Origin of the sequence: Geothrix sp. 21YS21S-2, assembly GCF_030846775.1 — a bacterium.
Taxonomy (GTDB): Bacteria; Acidobacteriota; Holophagae; order Holophagales; family Holophagaceae; genus Mesoterricola.
The window spans coordinates 2,178,294-2,200,823 of the sequence record NZ_CP132910.1 but is presented as its reverse complement, the minus strand read 5'-3'; the positions used below and the strand labels follow the sequence as shown (position 1 = coordinate 2,200,823).

Below are 22,530 nucleotides of genomic sequence, written 5' to 3'. Positions count from 1 at the left end.
CGAACCACCTTCCACCGGATGCTGCTCAATGGATGTCGTCTTCCTCACCGATCACCTGCTCCGCGGCGGCGCCGACGCCCAGCTCACCCGCATCGCCATCACGCTCCAGCGGCGGGGCTGGAAGGTGGGCGTCCTCACCATGCTGCCCTCGGTCGCCTTCACCCGGGAACTGGCCGAGGCCGGCATCCCCTGCCACGCCTGTGCCGATGGAATGCCGTGGGTGCGTGGCCTGCCCTTCGCCATGGCGTTCCGCATGACCCTCAAGCTGCTCCGGTGGAAGCCCGCGGTGCTGATCACGTTCAACTACCATGGCGACATCATGGGCCGGGTCCTGGGCCGGTTGGCGGGCGTCCGCGCCATCGTCTCCTCCTTCCGCACGGCCTTCGTGAAGACCCCGGGACGGGAGAGACTCTACCGGCGCACCGAGCGGCTCATTGATGTCACGGCGGCCAACTCCCATGCGGGCATCCGGTACCTGGTCGCCCGGAACATTCTCACCCCAGGCAAGACCCTGGTGATCCATAACGGGATCATCGCCTCGGACTACCCCGATCCCGCCACCCGGGAGGAGGTGCGGGCCGAGCTGGGCCTGCCGGACGAGGCCTTCGTGTGGCTGGCGGTGGGCAACCTGCTGCCATCCAAGGACTACGCGACCCTGATGGAGGCCCTGGGGCGCATTCCCCGGGGCGGAATGCACCTCCTGGTCGCCGGGGGGGGGACGCCCGGGGACCTGGAGGCCCTGCGCCGGAAAGCCGCCCAGCTCGGTCTCGGGGACCGCGTCCATGTCCTGGGCTCCCGGTCCGACGTTCCCCGCCTGCTCCGGGCCTGCGACGCCTATGTCCTGTCCTCGGCCTGGGAAGGCATGCCCAACACGGTGATGGAAGCCATGGCCTCCGGCGTGCCCGTGGTGAGCACGGATGCCGGCGGGGTCCGGGAGCTGCTCGTGCATGGCGCATCCGGATTCATCGTCCCCTGCCGGGATCCCGGGGCCCTGGCCGGGCGCATGGTGGAGATGATGGCCCTGTCCCCGGAAAAGCTCCTGGACATGGGCACCATGGGGCGGGGGCGGGTGGCGGCCTGTTTCGACAACGAGCGGATCCTGGACCGCTGGGAGATCCTGATCAAACAGCTGATCAGGTCGACCGCCAAGCGCCGGTCGGTGCACGTCCAGGAACCCCAGGCCCCGGGCCGGCCCCAATGCCCGCCCCCCGCCTTCGTCATCTCCCTGGATTTCGAGCTCTTCTGGGGGGTCCGGGACAAGCGGAGCCTCGCCAGCTACGGGGAGAACATCCTGGGGGAGCGCCAGGCCATTCCGGCCATGCTCGCGCTCTTCCGGAAGTACGGCGTCAAGGCCACCTGGGCGGCGGTGGGGATGGCCATGTTCGAGCGCAAGTCCGACCTCCTCGAGCACCTGCCCGACCTCAGGCCCTCCTACCGGAACGCCGGCCTGGATCCCTACCTGGCCCTGAAGGACCTGGGACCCGACGAGAAGGCCGATCCCTACCACTTCGGCTCCTCCCTCGTGAAACAGGTCCTTGACTGCGAGGGGATGGAACTGGGAAGCCACACCTTCTCCCACTACTACTGCCTGGAGGAGGGGCAGGAGGCCGCCCAGTTCCGGGCCGACCTGGAGGCCTGGCTGCGGGTGTCAGGTTCCTTCGGAGTCTCCACCCCCAGCTTCGTGTTTCCCCGCAACCAGGCCAATGCCGAGTATCTGGCCATCTGTTCGGCCCTGGGCTTCAAGGTCTTCAGGGGAAACGAGAGTGCATGGATGTACGCGGAGTCCCGGGGTCAGGACGAGTCCCAGGTCAAGCGTGCGGCCCGCCTGATCGACAACTACCTGGACTTGTCAGGTCCCAATGGCTTCATCCCCCGGCGGTGGCTGGATACCGGCCTGGTCAATTGCCCTTCGAGCCGGTTCCTGCGAGCCAGTTCCCAGCGGCTCCAGGGGCTGGAGGGCCTGCGCGTGCGGCGGATCCAGAAGGCCATGGAGACGGCCGCCATGAGGGGGGAGTCCTTCCACCTGTGGTGGCACCCTCACAATTTCGGCACCCGCCTGGGGGAGAACCTGGCCGTGCTGGAGGCCCTGCTCCGCCACCACTGCCTCCTGCGGGATCGCTACGGGGTCGTCCCCATGACCATGGGCGAGGTGGGCCAGGCCGTCCAGGTGGCCGATGGGGTGCTTTGATGTGCGTGCCGTCCAGGGTGGAATTCGCCTCCGTCCCTCGGAGACAACGTAAAAATACTAGAACGGCGCAGGTTGCAATGAGACAATTCTGAAAAACGAAGTGGTCCTGTTTTCTTCCTCACAAGGAGTTCTATGCGAATCGCGATTGTGGGTCTCGGATACGTCGGCCTGCCGCTGGCTCTCGAATTGGCGAAGAAATACCCCGGCACCCTGGGTTTCGATATCCACGAGACCAAGGTGGGCGAACTTCGGGACGGCATCGACCGCACCCGGGAAGTTCCCGCCGGGGCGCTGAAGGAGACGACCCTGACCATGACCAGCCGGCTGGAGGACCTCCGCGGCTGCGATTTCTTCATCGTGGCCGTCCCCACGCCCGTGGACGACTGGAACCGCCCGGACCTGACGCCGGTGATCAAAGCCTCGGAATCCGTGGGCAAGGTGATCGGCAAGGGCAGCATCGTGGTGTATGAATCCACTGTCTTCCCCGGGGTCACCGAGGACGTGTGCGGGCCGATCCTGGAAAAGCAGTCAGGGCTGCGCTGCGGGGTCGATTTCAAGCTGGGGTACTCCCCCGAGCGCATCAATCCCGGCGACAAGGTCCACACGGTCGAGAATATCGTGAAGGTCGTCTCGGGGCAGGACGCCGAGAGCGCCGAGATCATCGCCGGAGTGTACGGCTCGATCATCAAGGCCGGCATCCACCGGGCCTCCTCCATCAAGGTGGCCGAGACCGCCAAGGTCATCGAGAATACGCAGCGTGACATCAATATCGCCCTGATGAACGAATTGTCCATCATCTGCGACCTGGTGGGGATCCGCACCAAGGAGGTGCTGACGGCCGCCCGCACCAAGTGGAACTTCCTGCCCTTTTCGCCGGGCCTGGTGGGCGGGCACTGCATCGGAGTCGATCCCTACTACCTCACCACCAAGGCGGAGGAGCTGGGCTACCATCCCGAGGTGATCCTCGCCGGCCGGCGCATCAACGACAGCATGGGCGCCTACGTGGCCCAGAAGCTGGTCAAGCTCATGGTCCAGGGCGGCCTCAAGGTCAAGGGGGCCCGCGTGGGCATCCTGGGCCTGACCTTCAAGGAGGACGTGCATGACATCCGCAACAGCAAGGTGCCGGACATCATCAAGGAGCTGAAGCAGTTCGGAATCGAGCCCATGATCCACGATCCCCTTGCCGATCCGGTGGAGACGCATCACGAGTACGGCCTGGAGCTCGCCTCCATCGACTCCTTCGCGAACCTGGACGCCCTGATCCTCGCCGTCAATCACGACCAGTTCCTGAAGGCCGGCCTCGGAAACATCCTCGGCCGCCTCAATTCCAGGGCGGTGTTCATCGACGTGAAATCCGTCTTCGAACCGGGCCAGTTCCCGGACAGCGTGACCTACTGGAGCCTTTGATGAGCCGTTATCAGGACCTCTGCACGCACCTCCGCCAGAGCCCCCGCACCTGGCTCGTAACGGGGGCGGCCGGCTTCATCGGTTCCAACCTCCTCCAACAGCTCCTGGAGCTGGACCAGGTGGTGGTGGGCCTGGACAATTTCTCGACCGGGCATCCCGCGAACCTGGAAAGCGTGAGGCAGGCGTCGAGGCCCGAGGCCTGGAAGCGGTTCACCTTCATCGAAGGGGACATCCGGGATCTGGAAACGTGCCACCGGGCATGCAAGAACGTGGACACGGTTCTCCACCAGGCGGCGCTGGGCTCCGTGCCCCGGTCCATCAAGGACCCGATCACGAGCCACCAGTCCAACGTGGACGGCTTCCTCAACGTGCTCGTGGCGGCCCGTGACGCCGGGGTGCAGCGGATGGTGTACGCGTCCAGCAGCTCGGTCTACGGCGACGACCCGGTCCTGCCCAAGGTGGAGGCCCGCACGGGCAACCCCCTTTCCCCCTACGCGCTGAACAAGGTCATCAACGAAGGGTACGCGGGGGTCTTCGGCCGGGCCTACGGGTTCAAGCCCATCGGCCTGCGCTACTTCAACGTGTTCGGCCCCCGCCAGGATCCGGAAGGCCCCTATGCGGCCGTGATGCCCAAATGGATCGCGGCCCTCCTCAAGGGGGAGGTCTGCCAGATCCACGGGGACGGGGAGACCAGCCGGGACTTCTGCTTCGTGGCCAACGCCGTCCAGGCCAACCTCCTGGCCGGGACCGCACCCGAGGAGGCCCTGGGCGAGGTTTTCAACGTCTCCTTCGGCGGGACCACCTCCCTGACCCAGTTGTACTGGATGATCGCCGAGCGGCTCCAGGCCATCCATCCCGAGGTGGCGTGCCCGGACCCCGTCTACACGCCCCCGCGGCCCGGGGACATCCGCCACTCCCAGGCGGATCTCTCCAAGATCAAGGCCATGCTCGGCTATGACCCCACCCATTCCGTGGCCGGCGGCCTGGACCATCTCGTGCCCTGGTTCGCCGGGCCGAACCCGTCCTGATGCGCGTCGCGGTACTTGGGAGCCAGGCCAAGGATCTTGTGAATTTCCGGGGACACCTCCTCTCGGAGTTGGCCAAGGCCGGGCATGAGGCGTTCGGCATTGCTCCAGAGGGGACGGCCGAGACGGCCGCCGCCCTGGACCGCCTGGGGGCCACCTTCATCCCCATCACCCTGGACCGCACGAGCCTGAACCCCTTCGGGGCGGTGCTCGACTTCTTCCGGCTGTTCCTCCGCCTCCGCGCACTGCGCCTGGACCTGCTGCTCTCCTACGAGCTGAAGACGGTCGTGTTCGGGACCCTGGCCGCATCGCTGGCCGGGATCCCCCGGCGTTTCGCAATGATCACGGGGCGGGGCACCACGCTGCAGGGACAGCCCGTGGGCTTCCGGGAGAAGCTTGTCCGCCGGGTCGTGAAGCGCCTGTACCGGACGGCCCTGCCGCGCACGCAGGGCGTCTTCTTCCAGAACCAGGACGACTGCGATTTCTTCGGATCCGAAGGCATGCTGCCGGCCCGCGTTCCCCGGAAGCTGATCAACGGATCGGGCGTCGATCTGGACCACTACGCCCCGGCTCCCTTCCCGGACGGCCCCGTGTCCTTCCTGTTCGTGGGGAGGCTGCTCCGGAACAAGGGCCTCCACGAATTCGTGGAGGCTAGCCGGATCCTGAAGGCGCGGGACGTTTCCTTCCGTTCCGCCATCCTGGGGCCCCTGGATCAGAACACGAACGGGGTCAAGGCCGGCGAGGTGGCGGCGTGGGTCCAGGGCGGGTTCGTCACCTACCTGGGCGAAGCCAAGGACGTGCGCCCCGTCCTCCGGTCCTCCCACATCATGGTGTTGCCCTCCTACGGGGAGGGGACGCCCCGGTCGGTGCTGGAGGCCATGGCCATGGGGCGCGGCGTGGTGACCACCGACAGCCCCGGGTGCCGGGAGACCGTGCGGGAGGACCGCAACGGCTTCCTGGTCCCGGTGGGCGACGCAGTGGCCCTGGCGGACGCCATGGAACGCCTTTCCAGGGACCCCGAACGGATCGCCCGCTTCGGGGCGGAGAGCCGTTCGATGGCCGAGACCCGCTACGACGTGAGGCTGGTGACGGCGGAAATCATGTCCTTCCTGGGAACTGCCCGTAGTCCCGGATGACTTTCGCAGGGTTCCCGCCGGCCACCACCATGGGGGGGATGTCCTTCACCACCACGCTGCCGGCAGCGAGGACCGAGCCTCTCCCGATGGTCACGCCCGGGAGGATGACCGACCCGGCTCCGATCCACACATGATCCTCGATCACCACGGGCTTGGGATCGCTGCGGGTGTTGATCCTGTTCTCCACATCGGGGAAGGACAGCAGGTGGCCGCTGGAATCGATGATCTGGCAATTGGCCGCGATAAGGCAGTGGTCGCCGATGGTGACGGACAGACAGGCGTGGATGCAGGTGCCATGGATCCGGGTCTTCGCTCCGATGGTGAGCCTCGCGCCCGGTTCATCCGCGAGGAGCTTGACCGGGGAGTGCATGTTCAAGTGGTAGCCCCGGTTGTCCGAATCCAGCGTTACCTGGTCTCCGATCACGAGGCTGGCCTCCGGATGGATGTCGATCATGGGGAGGCCGGCGAGATGGACGCGGCCCCTCAGCTGGATGTTGGGCCGGGAAGCCAGCCGCCTGAGGTACCATTTCCGCCGGAGCAGGAACGGCAGGCGCCCGGGGTTTCGGAAGATCACTTCGATGAGCGTGCCCAGCATCCGGTGGCCCTCCTCAAGGTCATGCCGCGGGGGATTCCAGCGCCCGCCTGTCGAGGAGCCGGTACATCGCATAGCTGGCGCCCAGGAAGATGATGCAGCTGCAGACGGACGTGGAAAGGGTGATGCCTGCGATCCCGTAGGTCTGGATGAAAAGATAGTCCAGGGCCGCGTTGATGGTGAAGCTGACGACGGCCGTCCACATGAGGAAGTGGTTCGCGCGCAGGGCCGTGAGGGTCCGCGTGACCAGGATGCCGCAGGCGGAGAAGGGGATCCGCAGGAGGTAGAAGATCTGGATCCGCACCACGAGGGCCGTGTCCGAGGCGTTGAACGAGCCGTTCTGGAACATGGTCCTGACGATGAAGGTGGAGAGCAGGATGAGGATGACCGTGGTGGGTACCGCGACGGCGAGGATGAGAGCGGTGTACTGGCGGAGGAAGCGGCGGATGCCCGTCCAGTTGTTGTTGGCGACCATCCGGGACAGCTGGGGCAGAATGGCCGTCCCCAGCGCGGTCCCGCCGAGGGTGAGCACGAGGCCCACCAGCTTGCTGCCGTAGCTCAGGGCCGAATTGCTGCGGGGTCCAAGGGTCGAGGCGAAGGCCTGGTCCACAAGGCCCATGCCGTTGACCAGGAAGGCCGCCGCGATGCACGCGCCATACTGGGCGCGCACCTTCCGGAATGCGGTGGTGACGCCGTGCCAGCGGGGCAGGAGGGGATGCCCCTTCCGGGCAAGCGCCATGCCCAGGACCACGGTTTCCAGCAGGACGCCAAGGACCGTGCCGAACAGGAGGGCATAGATGCCCCAGGCACGGCAGAAGAAGCTCAGCCCGAGGATGATGGCCAGGGGCTGGAGGGCGGGTGCGATGGCCACCAGGGCGAACCGTTCCCCGGCATTGAGGATGGCTCCCCAGGTCGTGGCGAACCCGGTCAGGAGCACCAGGGGAAGGGACCAGAGGGCGATGGTCCGGGTCAATTCCAGCTTGGCCGGATCGAATCCCCAGGCGATGAAGGGAAGCCAGAGCCGCACGGTCCAGGCCATGAGGAGCGTCAGTCCCCCGAGGAGGATGGTGTTCCACAGGAGGATCGTCGTGTAGAGGCGCTGGGCGGCCTCCTTGTTCTCCTTGTCCCGGATTTCGATGTAGGTGGGAATGAGGGCCGCGTTGAGGGATCCGGAAAGGATGCCCACGATGGTGCTCGGGAGCAGCAGGGCGACGATGAAGGCGTCGTAGTCCCCGCCCGTCCCGAAGGAGGCGGCCACGAAGGATTCCTTCAGGAGGGAGATGGCCTTGATGATGATGGTCATGGATCCCACCACCAGGGTGGCGCCCAGGACCCGCCGGTTCACGGAACCGGTCGTAAGCCGGCGCCAGCGCGAAAGCACCCGATGGAAGATGGACTCTTCCTCCGGCTGGGGAGCCTCCCCCTGGACCGGGGCGTCAGCGGTTCCGGCCATCTGCCCCTCCCGTGAGGGTGCCCAGGGCCGCCCTGAGGTGCATCTCCCCGATGGGGATGGGGCCGGAGTTCACGTAGGTTCCGTTTTCCCGCCGGAAGAGCGTGTCGCAGTAGACGTTGTTGAGGAGGAACGCATAGGACAGCTCGCCGATGACCCAGCGGTCCCCGCTCCGCATGAAATCGTAGGTCATACTGGTGAAACCATTCGAGTTGCTGATCTCCAGGGCCAGATCGCACGCATCGGCGGGCAGGTCCCCGAGCTCGGCCTTCTCCCAGATGCCGCTGCCGCTCGCCCGGAAATCACCGGGCCGGTTCTTCCGGGCGAAGGCCGACACCAGATCGGGTCCCAGCGTGGTGATCCGCCAGTCCCGGTCGATGTGGATGTATTCCTGGAAATAGGCGTAACGAGGCCAGGAGTCCCGGTAGCGGGCCTTGAGCTGGACGATGAGGTCGCCCTTGCGCAGACGCGGGAGGATGTAATAGTTCTCGACGATATCGCCCCAGATCCCCGGCTTCCGGAAGACCCGGTCCAGGAGACGCTCGGCGTCCCGGGGGGCGGCGATGAGCTGGACGCCCCCGGCCGAGGCGCCGCAGTGGGACTTGGCCACCAGGGGGTAGGCAGCCTGGGCCACGAAGCTCCGGGCCTCCTCCTCGCCGAAGAAGACCCAGGTGCGGGGGGTGGGGTATCCATGCTGGCGGAGAAAGAAGGTCTCGCGGATCTTGTCGTCGTAGAGCCACAGCATCCGGGAATTGGGGAAGCACGGGATGCCCATGGATTCGAGCATGGGGATCTTCGTCCGGGCCTCGGCCATGCCGCTGGTCTCGCCCATGACCAGGCGCCAGACGAACAGGTCCAACCCCTTGACCTGGTCCATCCAGTCGTCCGCGCCAATCCTGATCGGCCTGACCCCGAGTCCCAGGGCCGAGCAGGCCTTGGCGAATTCCGCCTGCCAATCCGGTTTCATGAGGTTGCATAGACCGACGTTCATGGGGCCCTCCTAGGACTGAGGCAGAAAGTGGAGTCGGCCCTGGGACGCGGAATCGGGCCCCGGCAAGCGCATTTGCGCCCGCACAGCCGGGCTGGTGGGCAGCAGGAAGAGCAGGGTGTAGATGATCTCGCCCTCAAAGGAGGTGAGCTGCGAGTGGCTGACGAACAGGAAAACCAGGTTGACCAGGGCGAAGGAGACGAGCACCCACCGGACCCTGGGCGTCGCCGGGGCGGTGAGGCATTTCCGCAGGTAGTAGGCGATCATCAGCATGAAGAGGCAGAACCCGAAGGGCCCCACATCCACCCATACGCCCAGGTAGGTGTTGTGGGTCCCGTTGTCCACGAGTCCCTTCTGGGTCATGACCGTCGGATGCTCCTCGTCGAACTGGGTTCCGATCATGGCATTGAGGCCGTACCCGTACCAGGGTTCCACGGCCACGACGGCCATCCAGTCATTGAACAGGTCGATCCGGGTGGCCTCGCCGCGTTCCGCCGTGTTGCTCTCCTTGACGTCCATCATCCGGGCGAAATAGGCGTTCGGGGACGAGGACCTGGACTCCTTGCGGAGGGCGCCGCCGAAGGTGAAGGCCAGGACCCCGGCGAGGATCAGCGCAAGGGCCACCATCCAGGCCTTGACGTTCCTCCGGTGGACGATGGCCATGTAGAGGAGGGTGATGACAACGAGGAGGATGGCTCCCTTGCGGCTGGCCGACAGGTAGAAGATGGGCAGGCAGCTCAATCGGCCCAGCAGGCCTGCCCAGGGGACGGCGAAGGCCGAGAAGATCAGGACCACCAGGCAGATGTAGGCGCCCAGGTTCGGGTTGCCCCAGAGGCCGCCATAGCGCTGGAAGCCGCCTTCCATCGCGGCCGAGCGCATGGTGACGGTCCGTACCACCGCATCCACCTGCGAGCTCAGGCTGGACAGGAGGAGCACCAGGATATTGATGATGACGGCGAACTGGATCGTGGTGGCGAAGGTCCGCAGGTTCCGGGGACTCGCGGAGAGGATCGCCATGGTGGCCCCGAGGAGCGCCGTGATGCCCAGGGTCTTGATGATGAAGTAGGTGTCCAAGCGGCCGGCCACGATGCTTCCCCAGGCGAAGTAGAAGCAGAGCCAGCAGAGGTAGGCGGCCAGCGGCCACATCAGGCGCCCCAGGGAAAGCCTGCTCCCGAAGGAGGCGATGATCAGGATCATCAGGCCCCAGAGAAGCCAGGTCGATACCCGCAGGTAGTGGGAGAGGAAGGGCAGCATGCCGGCCAGGACCATCATCACCAGGATGGAAAGGGCGCGGATCCGCCAGGACGACCCACCCGCTCCCTCGTCTCCAGCTCCGGTGCTCTCCGCGAACCCTGACATCCAGGCCTCCTCCGAAGTCATGCGACAGGCATCCGCCGGGCCGTTCATTGCGGGGGGTCCAGGCTCTTGAGAGCCTCGCCACCCAGTGGCCCGGCAAAACGGACCGCCGTTCCTTGTCCATTGTTCCTGGTGACGACGCCTTCCGCAATGAGCCCCGGATCCGTTGCCCCCTCCTCGGGCAGGGCCAGGGTGCAGGGGCTGCCCTCGGGCAACCCCGGATGGGGTTCCACCAGCATCCCCCCCCTGCTGATATTGTGGGCCTGCAAAACGGCCGAAGCTGCTCCTGGATGGGTTACCAGAACCGGCCGTTCCAGCGTGGTTCGGTCGAACGCGCGGCGTTCACCGGGCCGGATGGGCTTCACGGGGGGAGGGAGGAGCCCCAGGGTGGCCAGGATGACCTTGATATTGGAGCTGAAGGTGGCCTGCGCCGCGTACTCCAGGTTGATGCGGATCTTGTTGGGAAGGATATTCTCCTTGTAGAACGTTTCCGGATCCTCACAGTCCCGGAGGAGGTCGTTCTCGTAGCGGTAGGCGATGGACGCGGCGTCCGTGATCCCTGGCCTCAGCTCAAGCACCCGGGCCTGGTCCTTGGAATAGATCGAGACGTACCTGGGGACTTCGGGCCGCGGTCCGACCAGGCCCATGTCCCCGGTGAGGACGTTCACCAGCTGGGGCAGCTCGTCGATCTTCCAGGCGCGCAGCATGGCCCCCAGCCGCGTGATGCGCACGTCCCGGCCCACGGTGAGGAGCGGCCCCTTGCGGTCGGCGTCCACGGCCATGGTCCGGAACTTCAATATCCGGAATGGCCTGCCATGCCGGCCCACCCGCACCTGGCGATAGAAGACGGCCCCGCCGTCCTCCAGCTTGACGAGCAGCCCGACCAGCAGGAGAAAAGGCGAAAGGACAACCAGACCGAGCAGGGAGGAGAAGAAGTCGAAGAGCCGGATCATGGTCAGCGCAGGTGGGTCGCGACGATCTCTTCGATGGCGGAGCAGACATCATCAACATCCTGATCCGTGAGGCCCGGGTGCAGGGGCAGGGAGAGCATCCTGGAGAACGCGTCGAAGGCCACGGGGCAGTCCTCGGGACGGTAATGGTACTTGTCCCGGTAGAAGGGTTGCATGTGCACCGGGAGGTAATGGACCGACGTGCCGATCTGGCGGGCCTTCAATTCCTCGATGAACGCGTTGCGTTCGATGGTTAGCTTTTCCGGGCGCAAGCGGAGCACATAGAGGTGCAGGCTGGACTCCACGTCCGCGTCCTCCACGGGGAGTTGCAGCTCCTCCAGCTTGCCGAGCCTGGCATTGTAGGCGTTCCAAACCTGGCGGCGGCGGGCCTGGAACCCTTCCAGGCGCGCGAGCTGGGCCAGGCCGAGGGCCGCCTGGATATCGGTCATGTTGTACTTGAAACCCGGCATCAGGACCTCGTAGTACCAGGATCCGGACCGGTCGAAGCGCTTCCAGGCCTCCTTGTCCATGCCGTGGTGGCCGATCATGCGGGCCCTGCCCATCAGCTCCTCGGCGCCGGTGAGGCACCCGCCCTCGGCCGTGGTGAGGTTCTTGGTGGCGTAGAAACTGAAGGAGGCCAGGTTGCCCCGGGAGCCCACCCGTCTCCCCTTGTAGCTGGCGGGGAGCGCATGGGCCGCGTCCTCCAGGATCTGGAGCCCGTGAAGGTCCGCCAGTGCGAACAGCTCGTCCAGCTGGGCGGGGTGCCCTGCGTAGTGCACGGGCATGATGGCCCGGGTGCGGGGGGTGATGGCCCGGGCCGCGGCCTGGGGATCGATGCAGAGGGTTCCGGGCAGGACATCCACCAGGACCGGTTTGGCGCCCACGTGCTCGCAGACGTTCGCCGTCGCGCAGAAGGTCAGGCTGGGCACGATGACCTCGTCGCCGGGCCCGACGCCCAGCACCACCAGGCCCACATGGAGCCCCGCAGTGCAGGAATTGAAATTGACGAGGCCGGGGGCGCCCAGGTATGCCTTGAGCTCAGCCTCGAACAGCCGGGTCTTGGGACCGGTGGTGATCCAATCCGACATCAGCGTGTCCATGACTTCGGACCGCTCGGTGTCCCCGATGGAAGGTGGGCTGAACTGAAGGAAATTCCCTCTCACGCTGGTGCCTTTCGGTCAAACGAATCGTCCGGGACGGAATGAACCCTGGGATCACTCAGGCTTTTAACAAGCCATCAATCAGCATATTCCATTAATCAAGATATTACATCTGGTAAACCGGGCCCATGAATTTCTCAGGATATTTTCAGGGGGCCCACTCTGCGCATAAAACAAACGAAAGAAGAGAGTTATAAAACCAACCCAGGCGTCATTTATCCTCTCCCTGACCTTGATTCCGGGGCAGCGTGCATTTCCTGCTGGCCTTGGCCCGTCAGGGCGGGTATTTTCCGAATCGTCTCCAGGCCCGCCGGACCCGGCCTCCCCGGCGGGCACCTGCCCAGGTGGAGCCGGGCGTTCATACCCTCGGCCGGGACGGGGTTCCACGGCGCGACCCGGAATTCACCAACGCTTGTCTTGCGTGGCCTGGGGATGGGCCGTTAGACTGGGATCTTGAACGTCTCAACCCCTTGAGCGTTTGATCGTCCGATTTTCCCCCCATCTTTCTCACTTGGGTGAATTAATAATTCCGTATTCCTGGAGCCCAGCCTTCCCGTTTCCGGGAACCGTTCATCCACGCAAGGCGCAATTGGCTTTGTCGCCACACCCTGTTGAAGATCTGCCCTTCCTCGGGAATCGCCCGTCCGATCACTGTCGCCGAAGGTAAACCATGGCGGTTAAGGCACCAAATTGTGAAACTAAACCGGACCTGGGCCAGGGTGGACCGGCGGCCCCACCGCGAAATCCCACCGTGGGCCTGCGGATGGCCATCTTCGTCAACCACCTGATCGATGGAGGGGCGGCCAGGGTCGCGGTGAATCTGGCCCGGGCCTGGTCGGAGCAGGGAAGGCGGGTGACGATCCTGACCTCCGATTCGGGCGAGCATCCCCCCTTCTACGAACTCGATCCCCGGGTTGCGCACCTGCCGCTTGGCCTTCGATCCGATTCCAGCAATATCCTGGACGCATCCTGGTCGAATATCTGGCGGTTGATCCGCCTCCGGAGGGCCTTGAAGGCCATCCGGCCGGACATCCTGGTGTCCTTCCTGGACCGCAACAATGTCCTAAGCCTGCTCGCTTCGCGGGGGATGTCCGGCCTGCCTGTCATCGTCTCAGAGCGCACGGACCCAAGTGGACGATCCATCGGACGTGCATGGAATGGCTTGCGCCGTCTGGCCTACCCCTGGGCCGACTGCGTCGTGGTCCAGACGACCCACGCGCTGAATTTCTTCTCCCGTGCCGTGAGGTCCAAAGGCAGGGTGATCCCCAACCCGGTGGTGCTGCCTCCGGCGGATCCGGAGCCTGGACCGCGGGGGCCGAGGCGGGTCGCGATCACCCTTGGCCGGCTCAGCAAGGTCAAGGGCCATGACATGCTCATCCAGGCCTTCGCTGCGATCGCGGGCGACTTCCCGGACTGGGACCTGGCGATCTATGGGGAGGGTCCGGAGCGCAGGGCCTTGGAAGGGGAGATCCAGTCGTACGGACTGGGGGACCGGATCCTGCTGAAAGGTGCGACGGAACAGGTCGGTGGCTGCCTGCGGGCCGCCGATCTGTTCGTATTCCCCTCGCGGACGGAGGGCTTTCCCAACGCCCTGGCGGAGGCGATGGCATGCGGCCTTCCCGTCGTGAGTTTCGACTGCGAGAGCGGCCCTTCGGAATTGATCCGGGATGGCTCGAATGGCCTGCTGGTGCCGCCCCAGGATGTGCCGGCCTTCTCCCGGTCCATGGCGAGGCTCATGGCCTCCCCCGAGGAGCGGACCCGGATGGGCGCCGCTGCCAGGGATGTGCTGGAGCGGTTCAGCGAGGACAGGGTGATGGAGATGTGGGAGTCAGCCATCCAGGCTGCGATTCGGGCCCGCGGTATTAGGAGTGCGTCATGAACCGCCCTCCCTGTCAGACTCAGTTCAAGGGTTTTCGATCATGTTCTTTTGTCACCGTGGCAATCGACGAGGAGAGGCGGCTCGGCCTGATGGGCAGCCCGAACGCGTCCGTCAGGCCTCACGCATGCGTTGAAGGAGCTCGAGTTCATGCCTGAAAATCAGTATCTGCTTCGTTTCGATGACATCTGCCCAACCATGAACTGGGCGAACTGGGAATTGATCGAGCAAGAGCTTGTGAAACACAACGTGCGCCCCATCCTCGCTGTCGTTCCCGACAACCGGGACCCCTCGCTCATGACCGACCCCCCCGCCCCCGACTTCTGGGATCGGGTCCGGAAGTGGCAGTCGATGGGCTTCACGATCGCCATCCACGGCTTCCAGCATGTGTACGTCAACCACAACAAGGGCCTGATGAGGCTGACGCCCAACAGTGAATTCACCGGCCTACCCTACGAGGTCCAGAAGGAAAAGCTTGTCAGGGGGCTGGCCATCTTCTCGGAACAAGGCGTGGTGGCCGACGCGTTCGTGGCGCCCTCCCACTCCTTTGATGCGACCACCCTCAAGATCCTCGTGGAACTCGGGTTGAAGGTCGTCTGCGACGGCCTCTGGCCCTGGCCCCACACGGACGCGGACTCGATCTTCTGGGTGCCCCAGCAGCTTTGGCGGTTCAGTGCGAAGTCTTCGGGGGTCTGGACGGTCTGCAACCACCACAACCGGTGGTCGCCCGAGTACATGGCCGTATTCAAGAGGGACCTTGCCACCTATGCGCCCCGAATGACCGATGTGGCCACGCTCACCAAGCTCTACCGGGACCGGCCGCTCACCTTCGGTGACCGTTTCATCGCGATGCAGGACCTGATCTGGAACCATCGTGTCCTGCCGGCGATGGGCCGGTTGAGGCGCCTTATCTTCAAATCCAGGCGAAGCACATGAGTCGGGAACGGCCCCGGCTGCTTTTCCTCATCAATTCGTTGAACCCCGGGGGAGCCGAAAGGCAGCTCCTGGAGCTGGTTCGCTCACTCGACCGGGACCATTTCGAAGTCCAGGTGGTGGTGACGTACGATCAAACGGACGAGTCGAAAGCCGGGTTCTACCGGGAGATGAGCGCAATCCCCGGGGTCACCCTGCTAAGCCTGCACAAGCGGAGGGGCCCCCTGGGCTACGGGTCCTCCCTGCTTCGCCTCCATCGGCTGGTACAGCGGTTCGACCCCCATATCCTCCACGGATACATGGAAGGGAATCTGCCCGTCCTGCTCATTGGGAGCCTTTCCCGGAAGCGGGTCGTCTGGGGCATCCGCCGAACCAGCGCCGACCTGTCCAAGATGGACCGGATCTCCCGTATCCTCCAGGAGGTCATGGTCTACCTCTCGCCCTTCACGGATCTGGTCATCTTCAACTCCGAGGCCGGACTTCGCAACCACGCGCAGTTCGGAATGCGGGCACCGCGCATGGGGGTCGTGCCCAACGGCTTCGATGTGGAGACCTTCCGGCCCGACCCGGGCGCGGGGGCGCAGCGGCGGGAGGCCTGGGGCATCCCCGGGGAGGTGCCCCTGGTGGGCATTGTCGGCCGCCTGGACCCGGTGAAGGACCATCCCACCTTTCTGCGCGCGGCCGCCCGGATTGCGACGAAATGGCCCACCGCCCGGTTCGTTTGCGTGGGGAATGCCCCTGAGCCCTATGCCCGCACCCTGAGGGACCTGGCCGGGTCCCTGGGGATAGGCGAACGGGTGCACTGGCCAGGCGTCTGCCAGGATATGAAGAGCGCCTACAATGCCCTTTCGCTGCTGATCCTGGCGTCCACCGACGAGGGCTTCCCCAATGTCCTCGGGGAGGCCATGGCCTGCGGCGTCCCGTGCGTGACGACCCGAGCCGGAGATGCCGAGGCCCTGGTGGGGGACACGGGACTGGTGGTGGACATGGGCGACCCCGGCGCCCTGGCCGAAGCCGCCTCCATCCTCCTTGCCGAGTCCGCGCCGTTGAAAGCGGCCCGGGCTGCCGCCGCGCGGGCGCGGGTCTGCTCCGTCTACAGCACGGAAGCCCTGGCCCGGAACACCGAGAACCTGCTGGCCTCCCTCCTCTAGGAGCCGCCCCTCTCGTACTTGTAGTCGAATTCGTATTTGTAGTAGCCATAAAGCCCGCCAACCTTGACCAGCTTTATGTCATTGAAGAGGCACCCCTTCAGCTTGCCCTCCAGGTGCCGCAGGCGGTTCTGGCAGGTCTGGATCTCCTCCAGGGGATGCTTGCCGTATTTGGCCACCAGCAGGATGGTGTCCGCCTTGGACCCCAGGACGATTGCGTCGCTCACCGGGAGGATCGGCGGGGCATCCACGATGACAAAATCGAAGGCCTCCGAGACCTGCCCCATGAACTCGGAGAAGGAAGGGGACATGAGCAGGACCAGGGGGTCCGGCGGCAGAACGCCTGTGCTGAGAAGGCTGAGCCCCGGAATGGGCGTGGTCTTGAGGAGGGTCTTCCAGTCGGCGCGCCCCGTCAGGGCCTCCGACAAGCCTCCCGCCCGCCCCTTGATTCCGAACGTGCGGTGCAGGTTGCCTCGCCGCAGATCTGCGTCCACCAGCAGCACCTTGGCTCCTCCCTGGGCCAGGACGGCGGCAAGGTTGGTGCTCACGAAGGACTTGCCCACCTCGGGGGAAGGGCCGGTGATCAGCACGATGCGGTTGGTGACGTCCTCCATCATGAAATGCAGGACGGTGCGCAGGCTCCGCATGCTCTCCGTGGCGATGTCCTCGGGTTCCCCCATGGCCAGCAGGTGGGTGCCCTGGGCGTGCCTCCGGATGGCCCGGTTGAAGTTATCCTGGGACTCCGAGTGGGGGATGGTCACCAGGATCGGGAGGCCCAGCTTGGCCTCGATGATCCTGTGGTCCTCGACCCCCCTGCGCATGAGCCGGCGGATGATGGCCATTCCCACTCCGACCGTGGTTCCGATGAACAGGAAAAGGACCATCAGGACCTTCTTCCTGGGGGCGATGGAGTCGAAGGGCGGAATGGCGTAGTCCACCACCCGGGCGTTGCCTACGGATCCTGCCAGGGTGTTCTGGAGCTGCTGGATGCTGGTGAGCAGGGAGGTGTACATTTCGGACTTCACCTGGGCATCCCGCGTCAGCCGGACGATTTCCTGCTGGGCCTTGGGGAGGGCGGACACCCTGCCGGAAGTGCGGGACAGTTCCTGCTGGAGATGGGCGATCTGCTGGTCGGTGGTCGTGACGAGGTCGGAATGCTCCGTATAGGTCCTGAGGAGTTCCTGCCGCCGCTGCTTCAGGGTCGAGATCTGGGCCTCCAGGGACGCGCCCTGCTGGAGGAACACCTCACCCTCCCTGGCCAGGTCCAGGGCGCCGTTCTGACGGCGGTAGTCGTTCAATCGGCTCTCCGCTTCGGAGAGCTGGGCCTGGAGGGCGGGTCGCTGATTCTGGAGGAGGATGAGAGCCTTGGAAGAGTCGCCGGATTTGCGTTCAATCGTCTGGCGAACGTACTGGTTGAGGATCTCATTCAGGATCAGGGCTGCCTGGTCGGGGTCGGGATCCGTCAGGGAGAGGCCGAGGAGGTTGGACGACTGGTTGGCATTCTTCCCCCGTTCCTCCACCATGAGGCCGAGCCGGAGGCTGTTGATGGCGTCCACCGTGGGGCGCATGGAGAGGGAGAACTCCTGGCCCGGCTTCCCGCGGAGGGTGCGCACCTTCAGCTTCATCGGCCAGCCATTCCAGGTGGCGCTCAACCGCTCGCCGGGCTTGCCTTCAGCCAGGACGGAACCATCCGGGCCGCTCCACCGGTAGAGTCCCCCTGCCAGGGCGGTCAGCTTGAAAAGGGTCCCCCTGGCTTTGTCCGGCACTTCGAAGGAGGTCACCTCCACTTTCGGCCGGGTGAGGGGGTTCCGGTTGAGGAGCTTGCCCACCAGGGGGGTGAGCACGGGCGCGGCTTGGATGTCCAGGCCCAGGTTGGTCACGACCCGGCCGAGCACGAGGTTGCTCTTGACGATCTCGATTTCGCCCTGGGCCACGGTCGTCTGGGCGAAGACCCCTTCCATCTTGGTGAATTCCGCGGTCTGGGTGCTGTAGCTCTTGGCCGTTTCCGTCTGCAGGAGGCCTTCGACCTGGTAGATGGGGGTGGCCGAAAGGACATAGAGGAGCCCCACGGCCCCAAAGAGGAACACTGAACCCAGAATCAGGTACCGCCCCTCCCACAGGTTGGCGAAAACCTCGCTCAAGTTGAATTCATCCGCCTTGTCCTGGGCGGCCAGGGGAGCTGGAACCCCCACTTGGGAAAAGGGGGGCCTGTTGGGGTTGGGGGCGGAGGCGTTGTTCATGAAGACCTTTGCTTGGGAACCACGTGAATCAGCCAGTCGTCGACGGACTGGCGAATTTGCTTGAGAACCTGCAGGAAGACGTCGGGCCCCTTCCGGAACGGATCCGGAATTTCCCGATCGGGGGACGGCCGCCAGTGCCCGAGGAGGAAGATGCGCCCATGGGCGCTGGGGACCCTTCTCTCGCAGTCCTTTTTCTGGCGTTCGTCCATGACGAGGATGAGATCCGTCTCCAGCGCGAGGGCAGGAGTGAAGTGCCTGCCCCGGTGGCTCCCGATGTCCAGGCCCTCGGCTGCCATCAGCCGGGCCGCTTCCGGATCGGCAGGGTAGTCCTCCAGGGCCCCGAGTCCGGCGGACCCGATGGTCAGCCCCTCCCCCGCGCCGGCCTTGAGCAGGGCCTCCGCCATGGGGCTTCGACAATGGTTGCCGTCGCAGACTACGAGAATGGACTCGATCAAAAGGGGTGAATTCAGGAGACGACCTTTGGAGGATGTTGGGGCGGGCATGGCCGGGTGGATCGTTCGCCTAGAGGCGCTTCTTGAAATAGTAGACCTGCGCCCCGGTGGAGGCCCCGGCCGTGACGGCGTTGATGGTGGGCATGAGCAGGTTCATCACGCGGCTGAACCGCACCAGCGTGCCGGCGTCGACGTAGACGATGTCCCTGGGATTCAGGGCGAACTTGTCGGCCAGGATCATGGAGGCGGGGTTGCGGGCGTCCAGGTGGAAGACGTCCACCTTGTTGGCCGCACCGGCGGAACGGATGACGTAGATGGAGGTCGCGTCCGCGCTGCTGACCTGGATTCCGCCCACTTCGGAAATGGCCTTGGCAAGGCTGAGCTTGCCGTGGACGAGGGGGATGTTGCCCGGCCGCATGAGTTCACCCATGAGGTACACCGGTTCCTCGCTGGCGTTGGGGATCTGCAGGGAGTCGCCGTCCTGGAGCAGGATCTGCCCAGAGGCATTGCCCATGGCCATGAGGGCCTGGAAATTGAGCATCCAGGACTTCGAGCCCCGGGTCAGCACCATGCGGCTGTCATCCGCGGCGGGCAGCAAGCCGCCGGCCCGATTGATGGCCTCGGCGAGGGTGAAGGGGACGTCCGTAACGGGGTAGATGGCCGGGTTCCGCACCTCGCCGCCCACGTAGACCTTCTGGGAACGGTAGACCAGGACCTTCACGTCCACCTGGGGATTGCGCAGCGACTTGGCCAGCTGGGTGGTGAGGGCGTCGCGGACCTGGCTGATGGTCATGCCCTGGACCTTCAGCTTGCCCACGTAGGGGAAGAAGATGTACCCCTCCTCGTCCACGAGGTTGCCGTACGAGGTGTCGGTGCGGTTGGGCCCCATGGGGAGGGAGATCTCGGGGTGATCCCACACCGTCACGAGCAGCACGTCCTGGGAACCCACGTGATAGACCTGGGCCCGATCGGACACGAGGGCCGAGAGATCCACCGGGACCGCGGGGCGCGCGGCCTGACGGTTGACCAGTTCCGGCGATACGGGATGCAGCGTGACGGCAAGACCTCCCACATCCTCGGGCCGCTCATGGCTGTTGGGCCGGGAGGTGAGCTTCATGCCCGGAGCCTGGCAACCGGCCAGAAGCGTCAGGGCCAGCAGTCCCAGGCCGAGGCGGAACCTCAGGGGGGCCACCCGGACCGGAATGGATGAAGGAACTTGAGCGTGCCCCAGGGTTCGCAACACGATGCGCTCCAAAGAAAAAAACGGCCAGGTGGATTGTTGTGGTTTCTAGTATGCCATCAGATGTAAGCGCGAAGGCCCAGGGTTTCCGGAGACCTGAAATCGATCGGGGCGGCGGGCGCCACGATTTTCCCGTTGACCGGCGTCGCCTCGGCATCGAGGTACCGGCCGAGGCCGTGGGGGGAGGGCTGGAAGGTGGGAATCAGCTCCATGAAGCACCGGAGCATTTTCGGGTAGCAGGTCTCGCCTTCGCCGTCCAGGATCTCCCGCAAGACGGCGAGCCCCTCCCGCAGCCGTTCGGGATCCACAGGGAACTCCTTGGCCTCAAAGACCTTGGGATGGACGGTGGTGCGGGATACGCGGCCTTCGGTGAAGAGCTCCTCCACCAGCTTCTCGCCGGGCCGGACCCCCGTGAAGCGGATGTCCACGTCCACCCCCGGGGAGAACCCGGACAGGCGGACCATTTCCTCGGCCAGGTTGACGATGTGCACGGGTTCGCCCATGTCCAGGGCGAAGACCTTGCCCGTGTCGCCCAGGATGCCCGCCTGGAGGACCAGTTGGGCCGCCTCGGGGATGGTCATGAAGTAGCGCACCATGTCCGGGTGGGTGATGGTGACGGGTCCGCCGCCCCGGATCTGGTCCCGGAAAAGGGGGATCACGCTGCCGCGGCTGCCCAGGACGTTGCCGAACCGCACGCTCACGAACTTGGAGCCGGGGCACTCGATCGCGGCCCGGGCCACCAGGAGCTCGCCCACGGCCTTGGAGGCCCCCAGCATGTTCACCGGATTGACGGCCTTGTCGGTGGAGACGTTCACGAAGATCCGCGTGCCGCAGGCCTTGGCGGCCTCGATGACGTTGCGGGTGCCGAAGATGTTGTTCTCGATGGCCTCCTCGGGGTTGGCCTCCAGGAACGGCACATGCTTGTGGGCGGCGGCGTGCAGGACGACCCGGGGCCGCCACTTCTCGAATACCTGGTGGAGGCGGGCGGGGTTGCGGATGTCGCACAGGGCGATCTCCACTTCCTGGTTCGGGAAGAGGTTGACCAGCTGCCGCTGCACCTCCCAGAGGCTGTTCTCGCCGCGGCCCAGCAGCACGAGCTTGCCGGGGTGGATGTCGGCCACCCGCCGGGCCAGTTCGCTTCCAATGGAACCGCCCGCGCCGGTGATGAGGACCACCTGGTTGTCCAGGGCCTTCCGGATGGCCTCCGTGTCGAGGGTGATGGGATCCCGGCGCAGCAGGTCCTCGATGGCGATGTCCCGCACCTCGGGCTTCCAGGGCCGGTCGCCCACGAGGTCCATGATGCCGGGGACGGTCTTGAGCTTGATGCCCTCGGTCATGACGATCTTGGACAGTTCACGCAGCCGCGCTCCGCGCACCCCCGCCATGCCCAGGATGACCTGGGAGACGTTCTGTTCGCGGATGATCAGCGGAAGGAGCGTGGTCGGGCCCAGGACGGGGATGCCCAGGATTCTCAGCCCCTGCTTCTCCAGGTCGTCGTCGATGAAGCCCAGCACGTTGCAGCGCAGGCGCGGATGCTCCCGCAGCTCCTGGCAGAGCAGGACGCCCGCGCGTCCCGCGCCGATGATGAGGGTCCGCTCGGCCAGCATCCCGCCGGGCACCACGGACGGATGCGAATGGCGGCGCTGGTGGATGGCCAGGGCCGCCATGCGCACCACCACCCAAAGGATGCCGGTGATGAGGCTGGCGCCCAGGACCACGTCCGGGCGGACATTGTCCGTCCAGCCGCCCCGCACCAGGCAGAGGGTCATGTTGGTGCCCGCAAGGGTGGCGGTGCCCAGGACAAGCCATCGGGCGTCGTGGATGTCCATGGCCCGGTAGTGCTGGGTGTGGAACCGCAGTCCCAGGTTGATGAACATGGCGATGAGCACGAAGGCGACCATGCCGCGCCCGAAGTTCACGCCCTGCAGGAGGACGCTTGACGCCACCACGAAACCTAGGCAAGCGACAAAGGTGTCGAGGGCGACCTTCACGACCTTGCGGACGTGAGGCCCCTTCAGGAACCGGTTGCCGGCCTGTCCATCTTCAGCCTGGGGAGGGTCGGTGGTTTCAGCCATGGCTAGGATCTCCGGACTTCAAAGAACGAGCCGTTCGGGAATGTGACGAGAACTGTCTTCCATTTGGTTGCGACATCGGTGAACCTGCTGGATCCGGGGGCTGCATTGGGTTGAAAAACGGAAGCAATTGAGTCGCAAGGGAGGCCTGTCGGATTCGGGTGCAACAGGGAGGTCTTGAATTATTCTTCATACCAGACCTTTTGTGGCAAGCGGTATTTTGGTGCACCGTCTGCCCGGCGATGCGGCGAGGGGCCTCCCGGGGGATAGATGCAACCGGCCGGCACCAGGGGCGGGCGTCAAATGAACAACGACTC

17 protein-coding genes are annotated in these 22,530 nt (G+C 65.3%); 7 read left to right on the top strand and 10 right to left on the bottom strand.

The features are described from left to right. Positions 1-28: 28 nt before the first annotated feature. From RAH40_RS09775 to RAH40_RS09760, 4 genes are all read left to right on the top strand, one after another. A complete protein-coding gene (locus tag RAH40_RS09775; protein ID WP_306601919.1) occupies positions 29-2,188 on the top strand; it encodes a glycosyltransferase in 2,160 nt (719 codons plus the stop codon). A 132-nt stretch (positions 2,189-2,320) separates the two neighbouring features. Continuing rightward, the gene (locus tag RAH40_RS09770; RefSeq protein WP_306601918.1) at positions 2,321-3,595 is read left to right on the top strand and encodes a nucleotide sugar dehydrogenase; all 1,275 of its coding nucleotides are present in this window, start codon (positions 2,321-2,323) and stop codon (positions 3,593-3,595) included. Continuing rightward, entirely contained in the window at positions 3,592-4,623 is a 1,032-nt protein-coding gene (locus RAH40_RS09765; RefSeq protein WP_373432554.1) for an SDR family oxidoreductase, read from the top strand. Before RAH40_RS09770 ends, RAH40_RS09765 begins: the two co-directional genes overlap by 4 nt. Further along, positions 4,623-5,756, top strand: a complete 1,134-nt coding sequence (locus RAH40_RS09760) for a glycosyltransferase family 4 protein (protein WP_306601916.1) — start codon at positions 4,623-4,625, stop codon at positions 5,754-5,756. The genes RAH40_RS09765 and RAH40_RS09760 overlap by 1 nt, the downstream gene beginning before the upstream one ends. Here RAH40_RS09760 and RAH40_RS09755 read toward each other — a convergent pair. From RAH40_RS09755 to RAH40_RS09730, 6 genes are read right to left on the bottom strand one after another with little or no spacing between them, the layout of a single operon-like run. Then, the gene (locus RAH40_RS09755; protein WP_306601915.1) at positions 5,719-6,351 is read right to left on the bottom strand and encodes an acyltransferase; all 633 of its coding nucleotides are present in this window, start codon (positions 6,349-6,351) and stop codon (positions 5,719-5,721) included. The two genes, RAH40_RS09760 and RAH40_RS09755, sit on opposite strands and share 38 nt — an antisense overlap. A 19-nt stretch (positions 6,352-6,370) precedes the next feature. Continuing rightward, positions 6,371-7,801, bottom strand: a complete 1,431-nt coding sequence (gene murJ / locus RAH40_RS09750; protein ID WP_306601914.1) for a murein biosynthesis integral membrane protein MurJ — start codon at positions 7,799-7,801, stop codon at positions 6,371-6,373. After that, on the bottom strand, positions 7,785-8,789 hold the full coding sequence (locus RAH40_RS09745; protein WP_306601913.1) for a RimK family alpha-L-glutamate ligase: 1,005 nt from the start codon (positions 8,787-8,789) through the stop codon (positions 7,785-7,787). The genes murJ and RAH40_RS09745 overlap by 17 nt, the downstream gene beginning before the upstream one ends. Before the next feature lie 9 nt (positions 8,790-8,798). After that, positions 8,799-10,145 (bottom strand): O-antigen ligase, encoded by a 1,347-nt coding sequence (locus tag RAH40_RS09740; RefSeq protein WP_306601912.1) that lies wholly within the window; start codon positions 10,143-10,145, stop codon positions 8,799-8,801. A 44-nt stretch (positions 10,146-10,189) separates the two neighbouring features. After that, on the bottom strand, positions 10,190-11,095 hold the full coding sequence (locus RAH40_RS09735; protein ID WP_306601911.1) for a sugar transferase: 906 nt from the start codon (positions 11,093-11,095) through the stop codon (positions 10,190-10,192). A gap of 2 nt (positions 11,096-11,097) precedes the next feature. After that, on the bottom strand, positions 11,098-12,255 hold the full coding sequence (locus RAH40_RS09730) for a DegT/DnrJ/EryC1/StrS aminotransferase family protein (protein WP_306601910.1): 1,158 nt from the start codon (positions 12,253-12,255) through the stop codon (positions 11,098-11,100). Between the two features lie 760 nt (positions 12,256-13,015). On the opposite strand from RAH40_RS09730, the gene RAH40_RS09725 reads away from it, so the two are divergent. The 3 genes from RAH40_RS09725 (at position 13,016) to RAH40_RS09715 (ending at position 16,212) form a co-directional block, all read left to right on the top strand. Continuing rightward, positions 13,016-14,131, top strand: a complete 1,116-nt coding sequence (locus tag RAH40_RS09725; protein WP_306601909.1) for a glycosyltransferase family 4 protein — start codon at positions 13,016-13,018, stop codon at positions 14,129-14,131. A gap of 147 nt (positions 14,132-14,278) precedes the next feature. Further along, positions 14,279-15,064 (top strand): DUF2334 domain-containing protein, encoded by a 786-nt coding sequence (locus tag RAH40_RS09720; RefSeq protein WP_306601908.1) that lies wholly within the window; start codon positions 14,279-14,281, stop codon positions 15,062-15,064. Continuing rightward, a complete protein-coding gene (locus RAH40_RS09715) occupies positions 15,061-16,212 on the top strand; it encodes a glycosyltransferase (RefSeq protein ID WP_306601907.1) in 1,152 nt (383 codons plus the stop codon). The genes RAH40_RS09720 and RAH40_RS09715 overlap by 4 nt, the downstream gene beginning before the upstream one ends. On the opposite strand, the gene RAH40_RS09710 is transcribed toward RAH40_RS09715, so the two are convergent. The 4 genes from RAH40_RS09710 to RAH40_RS09695 all read right to left on the bottom strand — a co-directional run bounded on the left by RAH40_RS09710 (position 16,209) and on the right by RAH40_RS09695 (position 22,216). Further along, positions 16,209-18,350: a polysaccharide biosynthesis tyrosine autokinase gene (locus tag RAH40_RS09710; RefSeq protein ID WP_306601906.1), complete on the bottom strand. Its 2,142-nt coding sequence runs from the start codon at positions 18,348-18,350 to the stop codon at positions 16,209-16,211. The two genes, RAH40_RS09715 and RAH40_RS09710, sit on opposite strands and share 4 nt — an antisense overlap. 95 nt (positions 18,351-18,445) lie before the next feature. Then, positions 18,446-18,952: a low molecular weight protein-tyrosine-phosphatase gene (locus tag RAH40_RS09705; protein ID WP_306601905.1), complete on the bottom strand. Its 507-nt coding sequence runs from the start codon at positions 18,950-18,952 to the stop codon at positions 18,446-18,448. Between the two features lie 19 nt (positions 18,953-18,971). Next, positions 18,972-20,144, bottom strand: coding sequence for a polysaccharide biosynthesis/export family protein (locus RAH40_RS09700; RefSeq protein WP_306601904.1), 1,173 nt, complete (start codon positions 20,142-20,144; stop codon positions 18,972-18,974). A gap of 56 nt (positions 20,145-20,200) precedes the next feature. Beyond that, the gene (locus RAH40_RS09695) at positions 20,201-22,216 is read right to left on the bottom strand and encodes a nucleoside-diphosphate sugar epimerase/dehydratase (RefSeq protein ID WP_306601903.1); all 2,016 of its coding nucleotides are present in this window, start codon (positions 22,214-22,216) and stop codon (positions 20,201-20,203) included. Positions 22,217-22,530 lie beyond the last annotated feature (314 nt).